Raw genomic sequence first — 18752 nt, 5'->3', positions numbered from 1 at the left:
CTCTTTTTCAGAGCGCGGCGTTTTCAGGTTTCCTAAGAAAGGAATTACTCTCCAAAGACGATCAAAAGATCCTTCGCGTCAATCTGTTCGCCGGGGCGCACGAGCACTTCGGCAATTGAACCATCGCGTTCAGCACGAAGCGCCGTTTCCATTTTCATTGCTTCGATGGACAGCAGTACATCGCCAGCTTTCACATTCTGACCCTGAGAAACAGCGACAGTGGACACGACACCCGGCATTGGCGCACCGACATGCTTGTCGTTGCCGAGTTCCGCTTTGCGCTTCACGCCACCCGAAGCACCCTTGGCACGGTTTGGCACTTTTACACGGCGCGGCTGACCGTTGAGTTCGAAGAACACAGTGACCATGCCCTTCTCGTCGGTTTCAGACATTGCCTGATTAACAATCACAAGTGTCTTGCCGCGTTCAAGATCAACGAAGACTTCTTCTTCCGGCTTTAAGCCATAGAAATAAACCGGCGTTGGCAGAACACTGGTCGGACCGTAATTTTCCTGCGCCGCCGCATAGTCGGTGAAGACCTTTGGATACATCAGGTAGGAAGCAAATTCCTGATCCGTGATTTCACGGCCAAGCGTTTCCTCAATCGACTTGCGCTCTGCAGCAAGATCAGCGGCAGGCAGTAGCGAACCCGGACGATCCGTGAATGGCTTTTCGTCTTTCAGCACCTTCTTCTGAAGCAATTCAGGCCAACCCGATGGCGGTTGACCAAGATCACCACGCATCATCGAAACGACCGAATCCGGGAAAGCAATATCCTTGTCCGGGTTTTCGACATCAGCAACAGTCAGATCTTGAGAGACCATCATCAGCGCCATGTCACCCACAACCTTAGACGACGGCGTGACCTTGACGATATCGCCAAACATACGGTTCACATCGGCATAGGCCTGTGCAACTTCGTGCCAACGGGTTTCAAGCCCAAGCGAACGTGCCTGTTCTTTGAGGTTTGTGAACTGCCCGCCCGGCATTTCGTGCAGATAGACTTCGGAGGCAGGTCCCTTAAGGTCGCTTTCAAAGGCCGCGTACTGATTGCGCACCGCTTCCCAATAGAAGGAAATGCGGCGGATTGTTTCCGTATCAAGACCCGGATCGCGTTCCGAACCATGCAGCGCCTCAACAATCGAGCCAAGACATGGCTGGGATGTATTACCCGAGAACGCATCCATTGCCGCATCTACTGCATCGACACCTGCATCGACAGCAGCAAGCACAGTTGCCGCCGAAATGCCCGATGTATCATGGGTGTGGAAATGGATTGGAAGATCGGTTTCCTCACGCAGCGTCTTAAACAGCACGCGGGCCGCAGCAGGCTTCAACAGGCCTGCCATGTCCTTAACAGCGATGATATGCGCGCCAGCCTTTTCAACCTGCTTGGCCAGATCAACATAATATTTGAGATCATATTTAGCGCGATCTGGATTGAGAATATCGCCCGTGTAGCAGATGGCCGCTTCGCAGAGCTTGTTTTCTTCCAGCACTGCATCCATCGACACGCGCATGTTCTCAACCCAGTTGAGGCTATCGAACACGCGGAACAGGTCCATGCCGCCCCGCGCTGCTTCACGCACGAAATACTTCACCACATTGTCCGGGTAGGACTTGTAGCCAACGCCATTCGCACCGCGCAGCAGCATCTGCAGCAGGATGTTTGGCGCGCCTTCGCGCACCATCGCGAGGCGTTCCCATGGGTCTTCTGTGAGGAAGCGCATCGACACGTCAAAAGTCGCACCGCCCCAGCATTCAAGCGAGAACAGGTTCGGGAGTGCTTGCGCATAGGCATTGGCCACGCGCGCAATGTCATAAGTACGCACACGCGTTGCCAGCAGCGACTGATGCCCATCACGCATAGTCGTGTCGGTCATCAGAACGCGCTTTTCATTGCGCATCCATTCGGCAAACTTTTTCGGCCCAAGCTTATCAAGCAACTGCTTAGTACCATCCACCACCGGACGATCGCCAAACCACGGCACAACGGGCTTTGCAGCATCCTGCGATGGCAGTGCCCGACCTTTGGTTTCAGGGTGACCGTTGACGGTGACATCAGCAACATAGGTCAGAAGCTTGGTCGCGCGGTCCTGACGCTTCATATGTGTGAAGAGTTCTGGCGTCGTATCGATGAAACGCGTCGTGTAATCATTCGATTGGAACTTCGGATGATTGATGATCGCTTCAACGAAGGTGAGATTGGTCGCAACACCGCGAATACGGAATTCACGCAGCGCGCGATCCATACGGCGAATGGCTTCAATCGGCGTTGAGCCCGAAGCCGTCACCTTGACCAGCAGCGGATCATAATAGCGCGTAATCACCGCGCCCGAATAGGCTGTGCCGCCATCAAGACGAATGCCAAAGCCCGATGCCGAGCGATAGGCCTGAATGCGTCCATAGTCAGGGACAAAATTTTGCTCAGGATCTTCGGTGGTAATACGGCACTGAAGCGCATGACCATTGAGGCGAATATCCTTCTGTTCCGGCACGCCGGATTCTGGCGTTCCAATCGCATAGCCTTCCAGAATATGAATCTGGGCCTTAACGATGTCGATGCCCGTTACTTCTTCGGTAACGGTATGCTCCACCTGAATGCGCGGGTTCACTTCGATGAAGTAGAAGGAGCCGGTATCGGCATCCATCAGAAATTCGACCGTGCCCGCACCAATATAATTGGTTTCGTGAGCGATTTTCAGGCCATAGCCAGCCAATTCCTGACGCTGCGCATCATTAAGATAAGGCGCAGGTGCGCGCTCAACCACTTTCTGATTGCGACGCTGGATCGAACAATCGCGCTCATAAAGATGAACCGCATTTCCGTGCGTATCGCCCAAAATCTGCACTTCAACGTGACGTGCGCGCTCAACCAGCTTTTCGAGATAGACTTCATCCTTGCCGAACGCGGCTTTGGCTTCGCGCTTGGCTTCGACCACTTCGCGATCAAGGTCCGCTTCTTCACGGATGGCGCGCATACCGCGACCACCACCGCCCCATGAGGCTTTGAGCATCAACGGATAGCCGATCTTGGCGGCAAGCTTTTTAACTTCTTCAATATCGTCGGGCAGCGGATCAGTTGCAGGAACCACCGGAACGCCAATCTCAATCGCGAGATTACGTGCTGCAACCTTGTTGCCAAGACGACGCATGGTTTCTGGCTTTGGACCGATGAAAATAATGCCGTTTTCAGCACAGGCATCGGCAAACTCAGGGCTTTCCGACAGAAGGCCATAGCCCGGATGGATCGCATCGGCACCCGAGAGCTTGGCCACCCGAATGACTTCATCAATCGACAGGTAACTTTCAATCGGTCCGAGATCACGCGCCAGATGCGGACCGCGACCGACCTGATAGCTTTCATCCGCTTTAAAGCGATGCAATGAGAGTTTATCTTCCTCTGCCCATATAGCGACCGTTTGAATGCCAAGTTCGTTGGCTGCACGGAACACGCGGATAGCAATTTCTGAACGGTTGGCGACCAGAATTTTTCTAATGGGCAAGGCAGGACTCCCAATCTGCAATGATAGATATGACTTTGCTTAACCTGCAAAATAGTCAAGCGCAAACAAACTGTGCAGTCAGGAGATAAAAACAAAATGCCCGACCAAAAGCCGGGCACATTGCTGAAAATTAAAGCAAAAATTGCTAATATATGAGGCAGAATGCCCTGCATTATTCAACGAATAGTGCATTCTACCAAATGAACACTGTTCAGTATTCACCTCATCAGCGCGAGTCTCGCTTATTTCTTCTGAAAGTAATTATACTTTCCGTCATCACCCTTGCGCCACTCAAACATCACGTAAGGCGACAAGCTTGGATCACCCTTTGCGTCATAGGAAAGATCGCCAAGAACTGTCTTGAACGGGCCTTTGCCCTTCAGAGCAGCCGAAACTTCCTGCGGATCGTTGTTGCCAGCGGCATTGGCTGCATCAACGAGCGACTGTACGCCCGCATAAGCGTAGAAAGTATAAGCTTCTGGCTCAAAGCCCTTATCGCGGAATGATTTGATCAGATCAGCATTGGCTGCATCATCACGTGGGTCTGGACCGAAAGTATTGAGAACACCCGCAACCGCATCACCGGCAATCGAAGCCAGTTCGTTCGATACGATGCCGTCACCCGAAATGAACTGCGCCTTTAAATCCTGATCGGCCATCTGGCGAATGATGAGTGCTGCTTCCGGGTGCATACCACCCCAATAAACAGCGGTAATGCCTGCTGCCTTCATCTTCGAAATCAGCGCTGAGAAATCCTTATCGCCCTGATTGACGCCTTCATAAAGCGTTTCTTCCTTGCCATTGGCATTCAGCGACTTCTTGGTTTCATCGGCAAGGCCCTGACCATAAGGGGTCTTGTCATGAAGGATGGCGACCTTGCCGTCCTTGTAGTTGTCGGCAATGTATTTACCTGCGACGATGCCCTGCTGATCGTCACGGCGGCATGTGCGGAAAGTGTTCCACAAATCACGCTCAGTGAACGTTGGGTTCGTCGTACCTGGCGCAATCATTAACACGCCGTTCTCTGCATAAATATCTGATGTCGGGATACTGACGCCAGAATTGAAGTGACCAATTACAAACTGAACGCCATCACCGACGAACTTGTTTGCAACGGAAATTCCCTGACGTGGATCGGCAGCATCATCGCCATAAACGATCGTGATCTGTTCGCCGTTCATGCCGCCCTTAGCATTGGCTTCGGCAACTGCAGCCTCAACACCGCGCTTGATCTGTTCGCCGTAAGCAGCCTGACCACCGGTCAACGGCGCACCGACGCCCAGCAACACATCAGCAAAAGAGCTTCCGCCCATTGCAACCAAAGCAGAAAGACAGACGCCACAGAATAAGGATTTCTTCAATTCAACCACTCCCTGACTAAAGCGCCTTTCGATCTGATTGAATAAGATCAGCGCTTTAGATACTTGTTTTGACGCGCATCTCTTCCGAAAACCGTTTCGCACTTTTCGGGATGCGCCCTCATTCACCCCTCCTCAGGGTAACGAATTATCCACCGCGATAAACGCCAGCTAAAGTCGTTGCAGTAGTTAGATTATCTTGCTTTTTGATTGTCCAGTTTATTTTCAACTATAAATCATGTTTTTTACGCATGATGTCATTCATTTATTATTTTCTAAAATAAAAATGCCCGGCATATAGCCGGGCACTTATCATCAAAACGAAATAATACTACGAAAAGCTTACTGCTGAATGTAAGTATATTTCCCGTCAGCACCCTTTTCCCACTTATACATTACGTAACCTGGGAGTTTCGGATCGCCCTTCTCATCATAAGAAAGTTCGCCGAGCACAGTTGGGAACGGACCTTTTTCCTTCAGCGCTTTCGCAATTTCCTGTGGGTCATTGCTGCCAGCGGCCTTTGCAGCACCTGCCAGCGACTGAACAGCCGCATAGGAATAGAGCGTGTAAGCTTCTGGTTCAAAGCCTGCATCGCGGAACTTCTTGACGAGTTCAGCATTTGCCGGAGCATTACGTGGATCTGGGCCAAACGTGTTCAGCGTACCAGCAACCGCATCACCAGCGATAGAAGCTAGCTCGTTCGAAACGATACCATCGCCCGAAATGAACTGAACCTTCAGACCCTGATCAGCGAGCTGACGGATGATGAGACCAGCTTCAGCGTGCAGACCGCCCCAATAAAGAACGGTAACACCCTGCTGCTTGAGCTTAGCGATGAGCGCGGAGAAATCCTTCTCGCCGACATTCACGCCTTCATAGACGGTTTCAGTCACGCCAAGTTCGTTCAGCTTCTTCTTGGTTTCATCGGCAAGACCCTGACCATAAGGGGTCTTGTCGTGGATGACGGCAACTTTGCCATCTTTGTAATTATCGAAGATGTACTGACCGGCAACAATGCCCTGCTGATCATCACGGCCACAGGTACGGAACGTGTTCCAGAGGTCGCGCTCGGTATAGACTGGGTTGGTTGCAGCTGGCGAGATTTCGAGAATACCGTTTTCGGCATAAACTTCAGAAGCCGGGATCGAAACGCCGGAGTTGAAGTGGCCGATCACATATTTCACGCCATCAGCAGCAAACTTGTTTGCAACGGAAATGCCCTGCTTCGGATCAGACACGTCGTCGCCGAGCGTGATCGTGATCTTTTCGCCATTGATACCACCGGCATCATTGATTTCCTTGATAGCTGCTTCAGCACCCTTTTGAATCTGAGCGCCGTAAACAGCGTTTGGACCGGTCAATGGTGCACCGATGCCCAAAAGCACGTCTGCCCAAGCCGAGCCACTGAAAGCCATCACTGCTGCAAGAGCAACGCCTGAAAAAAGCGATTTCTTCATTTACTTGAACTCCCGATTATAGTTACCCCGAACGATGTTTTGCATCGCTTATTTTCTTGCTGATTACCCAGCAATATCTACGCTGAATTCTGTTTGTTCAACGTGATCTTTTAGAAAAACTCCGCCGCCAGAGCATTTTAGTTTTTTATTTTCAGAACGACTGCTCTAGAGCAGTGTTTTGCATGTCTCTTACGGCGAAGCTTTGAATTATTTTGCCTTCCAGCTCAGTGGCGAAGCCTTTTCGTAGAGCCAGTTATACTGACGTACCATCTGCTTGGTACGGGTAAAACGAAACCCTACTGTTCCAATGATCATCAGGACGACAAGGTCGACCAGATAATAATGCAACGACAGCAGCGTGCCTTCAAACAAAGCATAGTGAATGAAACGCACCGCCGCACCCAATGGGATGAGATACAGCAGAAGCTGCGGATAAGTCCGCCATGTCTGCGCACAGGCGCGTCCTGTCATCCATGCGGCCCAACCGCCGAGAAGACAAGTGATGAGAAAAAACAGCCAGAATGACGGTTCTTCGTAGAGAATTCCCTGCATGTTTTTCCTCCTTAATGCCTTCCGCCTTCGAGATAGGCAGCGCGCACTTCCGGGTCAGCCAGCAGTTCGCGGCCTGCGCCACTCATAGTGATTGATCCATTGACCATAACATAACCGCGATCAGCAAGCTTGAGCGCACCAAACGCATTCTGCTCAACGAGGAACACGGTCAGACCCTGCGTGCGGTTCAACTCCTTGATCGCTTCAAAGATCTGCTTAACGATCAGCGGTGCCAGACCGAGCGATGGTTCATCCAGAAGCAATAGCTTTGGACGTGCCATCAGTGCGCGTGCGATAGCCAGCATCTGCTGCTCGCCACCCGAAAGTGTACCACCGCGCTGCGTGATACGTTCTTTCAGACGCGGGAACAGATCGAACATCAGCGCAACATCTTCTTCAAAATATTGCTGATTATCGAGGCTTGCACCCATCTGGAGGTTTTCGAGAACCGTCATACGCGGGAAAATACGGCGACCTTCCGGCGACTGCGCAATGCGCAGCTTGGCGATTTCATGCGGAGGCATGGCCGTAATGTCCTTGCCACCAAAGAGAATGCGACCCGTACGCGCACGCGGTGAGCCGAAGATGGTCATCATCAGCGTCGACTTGCCAGCGCCGTTGGCACCAATAAGAGCTACGATTTCGCCTTCATTAACGGTGAGATCAATACCCTTGAGCGCACGGATATTGCCATAATAAGTCTCGACCTTTTCGACGGCCAGAAGCGGTTGTTTTGTCTGCATGGTTTCAGCCGTCATCATTCGCTTCCCTTCTTAGGCTTGGCCGGAGCTTTGGTGCCTTTCGGCGCTCTTGGAGCCTTTACGGGAGTGGTCTTATGGCTTGTTGGAACGCTGCCTGCTTCAACACGCGCTGAAAAATCGGTTGCCTGCCCAGTGGCAAGCTGTGCCGCCTGTCCGACCCAGTCTTCGCGGGCAATACGACCATCAAATTCCAGATAGGTTTCGGCCTGAACGATATCGGCTTCACTCCACGCGGCAATCTGATCGAAATGATAGATGCCGTGTTCGTTCAGCTTCTTTTCGTTGACTTCACCAATACCCTTGATGAGCGTCAGATTGTCAGGCGTACCGTCACGCGCCGCAGCCAGTCCGCCAGCAAAGCGAACGGCTTCCTGTGCCTTTTCTTCCTCAATTGCCTCTTCAGCAAGCTGAGATGCGATAAAGTCAGCAGGGTCGCCAGCGCCCGGTTTATCAGCCTCTTCGATCAGATCAGCGATCTCGTCATCATCGACACCGAGATAAGCAGCGATAACCCGCGGATCATTTCTGACCTGTTCCGGCGGACCGTCGGAAATCTTGGTGCCATATTCAAGCACGACAACATGGTCAGAAATTTCCATAACCACCGACATGTCGTGCTCAATGAGCAGGATCGACGTACCGGTTTCCTTACGAATATCAAGCAAAAGCTTGTTCAGCTCTGCCGATTCGCGTGGATTAAGACCGGCTGCCGGTTCATCCAGGCACAGGATTTCAGGCTCGGTGCACATAGCACGCGCGATTTCCAAACGGCGCTGATCGCCATAAGGAAGATCACCAGCCGGATCATCTGCACGATCAATCAGATTGATCTTCTCCAGCCATTGACGTGCTTTTTCAACCGCGTCTTTAGCAGCCTTGCGATAGGTTGGAAAACCAAGCAGGCCGAGGATCGTATAGCCGGACGAACGCATCAGTGTGTTGTGCTGCGCGACGAGCAGGTTTTCGAGAACAGTCAGACCTGAAAACAGACGGATGTTCTGGAAGGTACGTGCAACACGCGCATCCTGCGTGATCTTGAAATCAGGCAGACGTTCCAGCAGGAACTTCTCGCCCGTATTCCGGTGCATCGTCAGCATACCGCCCGTTGGCTTATAGAAGCCGGTGATGCAGTTAAAGACCGTGGTCTTACCGGCACCGTTTGGACCGATGATCGCTGTGATGTCACCGCGCTTCACATCGAAGCTCAGATCGTTGATTGCGACGAGACCACCAAAGCGCATCGACAGATGCTCAACTGTAAGAATGGTGTCTTTCGAACCATTGCCAGCCATAATTTTTGTCTCCGCCATCAGCCGTGCCCTTCCTTGGTAAAGGCACCTGACACCATCTTCTTCTGATTAAGGAACGCGCTAGGTTCGCGGCTTCCGACAAATCCACGCGGCTTCCAGACCATGACAACCACCATGGCAAGACCGAAGATCAGCATGCGGTAGAGTTCAGGCGTGAAGTTTGGACCGAAAATGGCTTTCAGGAAGCCCATTTCACGCAGAATTTCCGTGCCGCCGATCATCGCAATCGCGGCAATGGCAATCCCAACAAGCGATCCCATACCCCCCAGGACAACAATGGCCAGAATGACTGCTGATTCGAGAAATACGAAGGATTCGGGGCTGACGAAGCCCTGACGTGCCGCAAAGAACGAACCTGCAAAACCACCAAACATCGCACCCGTCGCAAAAGCAGTGAGCTTCGTCGTGGTGGTGTTGATACCGAGCGAACGGCAGGCGATTTCGTCTTCACGCAGCGCTTCCCATGCACGACCAACCGGCATACGGCGCAGACGGATCGTCACGAGTGCCGTGATCAGCGCCAGTATGAGAATGATATAGTAGAGGAAGAATTTGTAGTGCGCCGCCGAGAAGGTGAGGCCGTAATAGGCCGCAAAACCATCCTTGCTGGCATTAAACTGAAGACCAAAGAACGTTGCCTTGGCAATGCCCGAAATACCGAACGTACCCTTGGTGAGCTCGGTCCAGTTTATCAGCACAAGTCTGATGATTTCACCAAACGCCAACGTCACAATGGCCAGATAATCGCCCCGCAAACGCAGAACCGGAAAACCGAGAATAACGCCCCATGTTGCGGCCAGAAGACCAGCAATCGGGAGCAGAACCCAGAATGACCATCCGAAATAAGCGGACAGAATAGCGTAGGAATAAGCACCGACCGCATAGAACGCGACATAGCCCAGATCGAGCAGACCTGCGAGGCCAACCACGATGTTAAGACCCCATGCCAGCATCACGTAGATAAGGATCTGCACGCCAAAATTATCGACCCATTTCAACGAACCTTGCCAACCGACAAGTGCTACAATCAGGATCGGATAGGCAAAGAGGAATGCAACGCCGAAATGCGAGAAATGCCTGCGGAAAAATGATGGCTCTTGCGCAGCGACCGCAGGGCGGTTGGCTTTTTCAAACTTCCGCTCCTGCATCCATGGTTGCAGGAAAGCGATGAAGGCAAAGCGACCGACAGCGGCAATCGCAACAAGGGTTGCGAGTGCGCCCCAGCGCTGAGTCAGCACAAGTTCATTGCTAATATTCTGATCGGTTTTGAAACCGACGATGAGGATGAAAAGTCCCAAAGCCACAAGACCGGCAATGAACCCTTCACGAATGGCCCGGGCAAAAAGGGAATCCGGGCGTGGACCTGATTGTACGGCCATGATTACACCTTTTCGACTTCAGGACGACCAAGAATGCCGGACGGCATGAAGATCAGCACGATTGCCAGGATCGAGAACGCGGCGACATCCTTGTAATCGATCGAGAAATACGCGGACCACAAGGCCTCGATAAGACCGATGAGCAAGCCACCGACAACGGCACCTGGCAGCGAGCCAATCCCACCCAGAACCGCAGCAGTGAACGCCTTAACGCCAGGGATGAACCCGTCGGCAAAGGAAATCACGCCGTAGAAGGAGAGATAAAGCGTACCCGCAACGGCGGCCAGCATCGCACCCATCACGAATGTTAGCGAGATAACGCGATCGACATTGATGCCGAGAAGCGCTGCCATCTTGCGATCCTGCTCACAGGCGCGCTGTGCACGACCGAGCGATGTGCGATTGACGATGTACCAGAAGATCGTCAGCAGCACGGCCGTCACAACGATAACCACAATCTGCTTAAGTGAGATCGTCACATCGGTTCCGAAGATGCTGTAAGAGCCGTTGAGCAACTGTGGCACCGGCTTATTGCGTGGTCCCTGCGTCACCTGAACGAAGTTGGACAAGGCAATCGACATACCGATAGCCGTAATCAGCGGCGCCAAGCGAAACGATCCGCGCAATGGCCGGTAAGCGGCCCGCTCAATCGTCCAGCTCCACAGCCCCGTGAGAAGCATCGCAACAACCATCATCAACATCAGCATGAGCGCAATTGGCAGCATACCGATGAATGTTGTTATGATTAGAAAAACAATCAGCGCCATAAAGGCGCCGAGCATAAAGACATCACCATGAGCAAAGTTGATCATGCCGATAATGCCGTAGACCATCGTGTAACCGATGGCGATCAGGCCATAAATCGATCCGAGCGCGAGCCCGTTGATCACCTGCTGGAAGAAATATTCCATCGAGAAGCCACCCATTTAACTCTGCCGGGATTTTATTGACGCATCATTATTTCGTGCGCCTTCATTTTTTTCCCGGATAATTACACCTAACGGCTGTATTAAGGATTGCAAGCCCCTTTTGTCTCAGACAAAAGGCTAATGACTTACTTCCTCCACAAACTAGTTATGTCCCCTAAAAAGCGCCTTGTATATATATTTTTCTCCTAGTTGAGGCACCTTATTCCATATTTTTCACGAGGCGTCACAGACAAAAAATAGGGATCAGATCCCTATTTTTGCCAGCCGTACCGGTTTTACGCAACAGTGAATCCGTGTGCGAACGGATCACGATCATCAATGAAGATCGTATTGTACCCGGTCATGCGTGCCCAACCGGCGATTGAAGGGATGATTCCCGCCCCGCCGCCAACTTCCACGGCTCGTTCTACGCGGCCATGAAACAGCGATCCAATGATGGATTCATGCACAAAATCGTCACCAGGCTTGAGCTTTCCTTTGGCCGCAAGCTGCGCCATACGGGCCGAAGTGCCGGTTCCGCAAGGCGAACGGTCGATTGCCTTGTCCCCGTAGAAAACCGCGTTACGGGCATGCGCTTCCGGGTGCGTCGGCTTGCCTGTCCAAAGAATATGCGTAAGGCGATTAATGTCAGCCAGCTCCGGATGCTGGAATTTATATTTCTCATTCAGGCGCTCACGCAGCACCGGACTCCACGCAATGAGTTGTAGCGCGGAATAATCTTGCATGTCGGTGTAATTTTCTTGCGGCTCGACAATCGCATAGAAGTTTCCACCATAGGCAACATCAACCTTGAGAAGGCCTAAATCGGGGCATTCCACTTCCATCGCTTCCGCATAAAGGAAAGCTGGAACATTTGTCAGGCGCACGCGGTCAACGTACTGCCCGTTCTGCTCATATTCGATTGCAACCAGACCGGCAGGCGTTTCGAGATTGATCTTACCCGGAACTTTCGGCGTTATAAGTCCCTGCTCTATCGCCATAGTGACAGTGCCGATGGTGCCGTGACCGCACATCGGCAGACAGCCGGATGTTTCGATAAACAGCACCGCAACATCGCAGTCATCGCGTGTTGGTGGGTAGAGGATCGAGCCAGACATCATGTCATGGCCACGCGGCTCGAACATCAGGCCAGTGCGAATCCAGTCATACTCGCGCAAGAAATGTGCGCGCTTTTCCATCATGTTGGAGCCAACGAGGTTTGGGCCACCACCTGCAACCAGCCGCACTGGATTGCCGCATGTATGTCCGTCGACGCAGAAAAAGGAATGTCTTGCCATGATGGTCAGTTCCGAAAACGTTGTGGCTTGAATGGTTCAATATCGAGCGCCGGTGTATTGCCCGTGATCAGATCACGAATAATACGTGCCGTCGCTGCCGATTGGGTGAGGCCGAGATGGCCATGGCCGAAGCCATAGTAAATATTGCCGCCAGAGGAGGCGCGACCGATAACCGGCATAGAATCGGGCATAGACGGACGATAGCCCATCCATTGGCGCCCACCTTCGGTTTTTAATCCCGGCAAAAACTGTGAGGCTTTTTTCAGCATTGCAGCCGAGCGCGCATAGTTCGGCGCTAGCTCCAGCCCGCCAAACTCAACGGCACCGCCAACACGCAAGCCAGTAGCCATGGGCGTCGCGACAAAGCCGTGACCGGGAAAGGTCAACTGTCGCTTTGCATCAAAACTGCCAACCGGAAGCGTCGTATTATAACCGCGTTCAGTGTCGAGCGGCACAACATCGCCAAAGCCTTTTGCTAGCTTCTTCGACCAGGCACCTGCCATGAGAACCAGATGTGAAGCTGTAATTTCTGTACCATTGTCGAGCCGAACGACTGCGCCGCCATTTGCCGCCTGCGCAGTTGTAACGCTGGCTTTGATAAAACGCGCGCCTTTGCTTTCGGCATAGGCCCATATGGCCTGACCAAAAAGCTTCGGATCACTGACATTCTTCCAGCCGGGAACGAAGGTTCCAGCAACAAAGCGCGGATTGAGGCCCGGCTGTAATTCTTTTAACCGCTCGCCCCGCACATGCTCATAAGCAATACCGGCTTTCGCCTTTGCATCCCAACCGGGTTGAGATGCTTTCAGTTCGGCTTCACTCTCATAGAGTTCGAGATTACCATCTTCGCGCAAACGGTCACGCAAGCCTGCGCGATCAATCAGACCCAACATCTCGCTTTGTGCGAGCTGCATCATATTGCCCTGCGCAACAGTCGTCTTTTCCAATGCTTGGCTACTGCTAGCGCGCCAGAAGCGATAGAGCCACGGGATCATTTTCGGAAAATACGATGCGCGGATCGTGAATGGTCCAAGCGGATCCATCAACCAACCCGGAACTTTGCCCATAACGCCTTTGGATGCCATTGGCAGGATATCAGAGAAGGCAAGCGCTGCTGCATTGCCGGAACTGGTTTCCTCACAAATGCCGCTTCTATCAATGACCAAAACTTCACGGCCAGCCTCTGCGAGCAATGCTGCCGTCGCCACGCCAACGATCCCGCCGCCGATAATAACAATGTCGTGCGAGGCCTTCGGATCAGATTTCATAAATGCACAGCTCCCGACCGTTTCAGCCATAGTCGTCTCAGCACAAAGTTCTGGCACAGTTTTGTACCGGTCGCATACGTTTCATTCACGCATCTTTTGGAATGACACCATGCGAAAACCCCGTTATCGATGATAGTCGCTCCTTACCGTTATCGGTATTATTTTTGCGACGGCAAAGTGCCTTTCATTGATATATCAGAGATATATCTATAGGCTTCAGACGTGTCAATCGCTATCAGTATAAGGCTTCGACTGCATGGAACGTGCAAGTGTCATTGATAAAGCTGCCAGCAACAGCATCGCCCTCGTCGACAGCTGGGGCAGCGAAAGCCTTGCCGAACAGGCTTATCGCGTGTTGGAGCGCCTGATCGTTACACTGGAACTCGAACCGGGTTCTATCGTCAATGAACGCACGCTGATCGAATTGACTGGCATGGGTCGCACACCGATCCGCGAAGCGATCCAGCGGCTTGCATGGGAGGGACTGGTTGAAGTTCGGCCACGTTCCGGGATTGCTATCGCGCCGATTGATCCAAAAGATTTCAACAAAGTTCTGGATGCCCGCGAAGGTGTTGAGCGCGTATTGGCCCGCGATGCCGCACGCTTTGGCAGCGCGCGCGATTATGAACGACTACAAACTGCCGCCGATGCGATGCGTGAGGCAATACCGTCGGACAATGTTTCATTGTTTCTGGATGCCGATAAAGCATTCGATATCGTGTTGGGAAGCGCTGCTGCAAACCCTTACGCCACGCGCCTCGCAGCACCACTGCAAACACACAGCCGTCGTTTCTGGTTCAGATTGCGCCCGACAACAGGCATCATTGGCTCCGCAAATGCGCATGCAACACTCATTGAAGCGATCATATCGCGGGAGCCAGACCGCGCGAGCGATACTGCCAGCGAGTTAATGAGCTATCTGCGCACGCTTGCACCGTAATGCAGAATTTCAACCCGCGTTTAATACGCCACTTGCATATAGAGTGGCTCTAACGTCGGAATCTGTTGCGGAACGTGTATCGAAGATCAATCCGTCATCAGTGCCAACGTCATTGACCGCCTGCACATAAGAATGCCGGCTTCCATGCGCCATATCGACGTTTTGAACTGTCATGATCGAAAATATGGCTATAAAGCCGAACAGTGCCTGCGACGAGTAACGCATCTCCAACGCTCCGTCATGAATTTGACTGTGCGAATTAAGCGCTGCCTTATGTCAGCATGATGGCATATAGATCCCAACAATAAGCGCTCACATCACAAACGCGCGATCAGCCTTAGCTGACCTTATGCATCGAATCTGACATTTTACGCATGACTTTAAGGGTCGTGCTGAGTTCCTCATCACTAATGCCCTCAAGCAGATCAACGCGCACCTCAGCGGCAAGATCAACAACCTGCTGGGCAAGTGCCTTGCCCTCTTCCGTCATAACAATACGCTTGGCGCGACGGTCGCCTTCAACGGCCTGACGCTCAACAAATGCCTGACGCTCTAGCCCATCAATCAGACGAACCATGGTGGCATTCTCAATCTCTAACACCTCGGCCAGTTCTTTCTGGTAGAGACCTTCCTGTTCAATCAGTGTCAACAGGGTGCGTGCGCGTGCCAGTGTCAGGCCGCGCTCCTTCACACGAGCATCAAATACAGTACGAAGCTTGCGGTTGACCTTCGCCATTGCATCGATCATTTCCGCGCTGAGTTCTGCTCTGCTCATTGCACCAACCTTTATATTAGCAACCTAACAATTCAGTTATGGGATAAATTGCTGCCATAATATTTTCAAGCGATCTTATAAATCTCACGCAAGCGTGATGGTATAAGCTGCGCTACTTATAAAAACAAAAAAGCGGACCAAAGTCCGCCTTTTCAAATTCTCATTTAATGGGAAGCCGAAGCCTGTCCCTTTCAGGCCGGTAAAACCGAGCCCTGCAACGTCATCAGCTGATGCAGGAAAATCTCCGCCTTCGTGCGATGTTCGTTGCTTGTAGCATCTTCAAGATGCTTGCGTGCAATTTCAATGCGCTTCTGAATGTCAGCCGGATCAACGTCATCAACATGCGTTGCCGATTCAGCCAGCACTGTGCAGCCCTGTGGAGTAATGTCAGCGAAGCCGCCAAAGACCACGTAGGAGTCAGACTTGCCGTCGCTCAGCTTGACCGAAACGACACCCGGCATGATCGTCGTCATCAGCGGCGAATGGCCTGCGAGCGCCGTCAGGTAACCTTCACTGCCCGGAATGACAACTTCCGTCACCTGTGCGGAAAGCAAGAGGCGTTCTGGCGACACGAGTTCGAATTGGAAAGCTTGAGCCATGGTTCTCACTTAAATTTCTGGAGCCTGATCCCGAAGACAAAAAAGCTTCAATAAAAGATCATACTCAAACAAATGAACAGGCATTTTCGGCGGGCTTTAAAACCCGCCGAAAATTCAATTCATTAAGCAGCTTCAGCAGCCAGCTTCTTCGCCTTTTCGATCGCTTCTTCAATCGAGCCAACCATGTAAAAGGCCGGTTCTGGAAGATGATCGTATTCACCTGCGCAAAGGCCCTTGAAGCCCTTGATGGTGTCTTCAAGCGCAACAAGCTTACCTGGCGAACCAGTGAACACTTCAGCAACGAAGAACGGCTGCGACAGGAAGCGTTCGATCTTACGAGCGCGCGCAACAGTCAGCTTATCTTCTTCCGACAGTTCGTCCATGCCGAGGATGGCGATGATGTCCTGAAGGGACTTGTAGCGCTGAAGGATCGACTGAACCTGACGTGCAACATTGTAGTGTTCTTCACCAACGATCATTGGATCGAGCATACGCGATGTGGATTCAAGTGGATCCACAGCCGGGTAAATACCCTTTTCAGCGATCGAACGGTTCAGCGTGGTGGTCGCATCCAAGTGGGCGAACGACGTTGCTGGTGCAGGATCGGTCAAATCGTCGGCAGGTACGTAAATTGCCTGAACCGAAGTAATCGAACCCTTGGTCGTGGTGGTGATGCGTTCCTGCATCTGGCCCATGTCGGTTGCCAGCGTTGGCTGATAACCCACAGCGGATGGAATACGGCCAAGAAGAGCCGAAAGTTCCGAACCAGCCTGCGTAAAGCGGAAGATGTTATCCACGAAGAAAAGAACGTCCTGGCCCTTATCACGGAAGTTTTCAGCAACCGTCAGACCCGACAGAGCAACACGAGCGCGCGCACCTGGTGGCTCATTCATCTGACCGTAAACGAGTGCGGCCTTGGAGCCTTCACCGCCACCGAGCTTGTTAACGCCCGATTCGATCATTTCGTGGTAGAGATCGTTACCTTCACGGGTACGTTCACCAACGCCTGCGAATACCGAGTAACCGCCGTGCGCCTTAGCCACGTTGTTGATCAGTTCCATGATGAGAACGGTCTTACCAACGCCCGCACCGCCGAACAGACCAATCTTACCACCCTTTGCGTAAGGAGCGAGAAGGTCAACAACCTTAATGCCCGTTACGAGGATTTCAGCTTCGGTCGACTGTTCGATGTACTCAGGAGCTTCCTGGTGGATCGCGCGACGTGCAGTGGTCTTGATTGGACCTGCTTCGTCAACTGGCTCACCAATAACGTTCATGATGCGGCCAAGCGTTTCTTCGCCAACCGGAACCATGATCGGGTTGCCCGTGTCGCGTACTTCGTGACCACGAACCAGACCTTCGGTCGAGTCCATAGCAATCGTGCGAACGGTGTTTTCGCCCAGATGCTGAGCAACTTCGAGAACCAGACGGTTGCCGAGATTGTCAGTTTCCAGAGCGTTGAGGATCAGCGGAAGCTGACCATCTTCAAACTGAACGTCGACAACAGCGCCGATGACCTGAGTGATCTTGCCTACTGCGCCAGTCGTTGCAGCCTTAGGAGCTGCGTCAGCCTTAGCAGCAGCTGCCTTAGCTGGAGCCCGCTTGGCTGGAGCTTTTGCCGCTGCTGGCGTCGCTTCGGCCGCGGCGGTAGTTTTCGGGGTCGCTGCTTTTGCCATCGATCCTTTACCTTCCGTTAGCATGATCCCGAAAAGTTGCAGACCTTTCGGGAAAATTCATGCGATGAACCTTAACTCTAAAGCGCTTCCGCGCCCGAAATGATTTCAATGAGCTCTTTGGTGATCTGAGCCTGACGCTGACGGTTATACGTGATCGACAACTTGTTGATCATGTCACCGGCGTTGCGCGTTGCATTGTCCATCGCGCTCATCTTCGCGCCCATTTCGCCCGCCACATTTTCCAGCAGAGCGCGGAAAATCTGGACCGAAATGTTGCGCGGGATCAGGGTGCTCAGGATCTCCGCAGGATCAGGTTCGTACTCATAAATCGCATCGCCTGCAGTTCCTGCCTGCTCAGTCGCACCAGCCGAAGCCGGAATAAGCTGCTGTGCAGTTGGGATCTGTGCAATCACCGACTTGAACTCGGAATAGAACAGTGTGCAGACATCAAATGCGCCCTGTTCAAACAGTTCGATGATCTTGTGGCCGATCTGGTCGGCATGCACAAAAGCAAGCTGTTTGACTTCACGCAGATTGACATGGTCAACAATCAACGAAGCAAATTCGCGACGCAGAATATCTGCACCTTTTTTGCCAATCGTCAGAATCTTGACTGTCTTGCCTTCAGCGAGGAGCTTGCGGGCATGATCACGCGCATAACGCGCAATCTGCGAGTTGAAACCGCCGCAAAGGCCACGTTCCGCAGTAGCGACGACGAGCAAATGCACGTCGTCTTTACCTGTACCAGCCATCAAAGCCGGTGCATCTTCACCGCTCACGTTCTGCGCGATGTTAGCGAGAACGGCGCCCATGCGCTGCGAGTAAGGCCGTGCGGCCTCCGCAGCTTCCTGGGCACGGCGCAGCTTCGCCGCGGCGACCATCTGCATCGCTTTGGTGATTTTCTGCGTCGCCTTGACCGAGGCGATACGGTTTCTCAGATCCTTTAGTGAAGGCATCCGTTCAT

General features: G+C 52.5%; 16 protein-coding genes. 1 reads left to right on the top strand and 15 read right to left on the bottom strand.

From position 1 onward, the window contains the following. Positions 1-44: 44 nt before the first annotated feature. From pyc to WH356_RS21720, 10 genes are all read right to left on the bottom strand, one after another. Complete coding sequence (gene pyc, locus WH356_RS21765; RefSeq protein WP_339514606.1) at positions 45-3506, bottom strand: pyruvate carboxylase; 3462 nt, start codon at positions 3504-3506, stop codon at positions 45-47. Positions 3507-3748: 242 nt separating this feature from the next. Continuing rightward, positions 3749-4867, bottom strand: a complete 1119-nt coding sequence (locus WH356_RS21760) for a branched-chain amino acid ABC transporter substrate-binding protein (protein WP_339514604.1) — start codon at positions 4865-4867, stop codon at positions 3749-3751. 339 nt (positions 4868-5206) lie between these two features. Continuing rightward, the gene (locus WH356_RS21755) at positions 5207-6322 is read right to left on the bottom strand and encodes a branched-chain amino acid ABC transporter substrate-binding protein (RefSeq protein WP_339514602.1); all 1116 of its coding nucleotides are present in this window, start codon (positions 6320-6322) and stop codon (positions 5207-5209) included. A 207-nt stretch (positions 6323-6529) separates the two neighbouring features. Further along, a complete protein-coding gene (locus WH356_RS21750; protein WP_339514600.1) occupies positions 6530-6874 on the bottom strand; it encodes a DUF6867 family protein in 345 nt (114 codons plus the stop codon). A gap of 11 nt (positions 6875-6885) precedes the next feature. Continuing rightward, the gene (locus WH356_RS21745; RefSeq protein ID WP_250041340.1) at positions 6886-7632 is read right to left on the bottom strand and encodes an ABC transporter ATP-binding protein; all 747 of its coding nucleotides are present in this window, start codon (positions 7630-7632) and stop codon (positions 6886-6888) included. Then, complete coding sequence (locus tag WH356_RS21740) at positions 7632-8927, bottom strand: ATP-binding cassette domain-containing protein (RefSeq protein ID WP_339514616.1); 1296 nt, start codon at positions 8925-8927, stop codon at positions 7632-7634. Before WH356_RS21740 ends, WH356_RS21745 begins: the two co-directional genes overlap by 1 nt. A gap of 17 nt (positions 8928-8944) precedes the next feature. Beyond that, positions 8945-10324, bottom strand: coding sequence for a high-affinity branched-chain amino acid ABC transporter permease LivM (livM, locus tag WH356_RS21735; RefSeq protein ID WP_339514598.1), 1380 nt, complete (start codon positions 10322-10324; stop codon positions 8945-8947). A 2-nt stretch (positions 10325-10326) separates the two neighbouring features. Then, positions 10327-11235 carry a branched-chain amino acid ABC transporter permease gene (locus WH356_RS21730; protein ID WP_339514614.1) on the bottom strand — a complete coding sequence of 303 codons (909 nt, stop codon included), beginning with the start codon at positions 11233-11235 and terminating at the stop codon, positions 10327-10329. Between the two features lie 293 nt (positions 11236-11528). Continuing rightward, a complete protein-coding gene (locus WH356_RS21725; protein ID WP_339514596.1) occupies positions 11529-12530 on the bottom strand; it encodes a 4-hydroxyproline epimerase in 1002 nt (333 codons plus the stop codon). A 5-nt stretch (positions 12531-12535) separates the two neighbouring features. Continuing rightward, positions 12536-13798 carry an NAD(P)/FAD-dependent oxidoreductase gene (locus WH356_RS21720; protein WP_421566182.1) on the bottom strand — a complete coding sequence of 421 codons (1263 nt, stop codon included), beginning with the start codon at positions 13796-13798 and terminating at the stop codon, positions 12536-12538. Between the two features lie 256 nt (positions 13799-14054). On the opposite strand from WH356_RS21720, the gene WH356_RS21715 reads away from it, so the two are divergent. Continuing rightward, positions 14055-14738, top strand: coding sequence for a GntR family transcriptional regulator (locus WH356_RS21715; protein ID WP_339514592.1), 684 nt, complete (start codon positions 14055-14057; stop codon positions 14736-14738). Positions 14739-14747: 9 nt separating this feature from the next. Here WH356_RS21715 and WH356_RS21710 read toward each other — a convergent pair whose 3' ends face one another. The 5 genes from WH356_RS21710 to WH356_RS21690 all read right to left on the bottom strand — a co-directional run bounded on the left by WH356_RS21710 (position 14748) and on the right by WH356_RS21690 (position 18744). Then, the gene (locus WH356_RS21710; RefSeq protein WP_339514589.1) at positions 14748-14963 is read right to left on the bottom strand and encodes a hypothetical protein; all 216 of its coding nucleotides are present in this window, start codon (positions 14961-14963) and stop codon (positions 14748-14750) included. Between the two features lie 112 nt (positions 14964-15075). After that, entirely contained in the window at positions 15076-15513 is a 438-nt protein-coding gene (locus WH356_RS21705; protein ID WP_339514587.1) for a MarR family winged helix-turn-helix transcriptional regulator, read from the bottom strand. A 191-nt stretch (positions 15514-15704) separates the two neighbouring features. Beyond that, a complete protein-coding gene (locus WH356_RS21700) occupies positions 15705-16112 on the bottom strand; it encodes a F0F1 ATP synthase subunit epsilon (RefSeq protein WP_339514585.1) in 408 nt (135 codons plus the stop codon). A gap of 122 nt (positions 16113-16234) precedes the next feature. Then, on the bottom strand, positions 16235-17788 hold the full coding sequence (gene atpD / locus WH356_RS21695; protein WP_339514582.1) for a F0F1 ATP synthase subunit beta: 1554 nt from the start codon (positions 17786-17788) through the stop codon (positions 16235-16237). A 77-nt stretch (positions 17789-17865) separates the two neighbouring features. Beyond that, positions 17866-18744, bottom strand: coding sequence for a F0F1 ATP synthase subunit gamma (locus WH356_RS21690; RefSeq protein WP_339514580.1), 879 nt, complete (start codon positions 18742-18744; stop codon positions 17866-17868). Between the last annotated feature and the right edge of the window lie 8 nt (positions 18745-18752).

This window comes from Ochrobactrum sp. MYb379 (genome assembly GCF_037479515.1).
GTDB lineage: Bacteria > Pseudomonadota > Alphaproteobacteria > Rhizobiales > Rhizobiaceae > Brucella.
The sequence above is the reverse complement of the archived record's forward strand: the minus strand, read 5'-3'. Positions and strand labels throughout refer to the sequence as shown.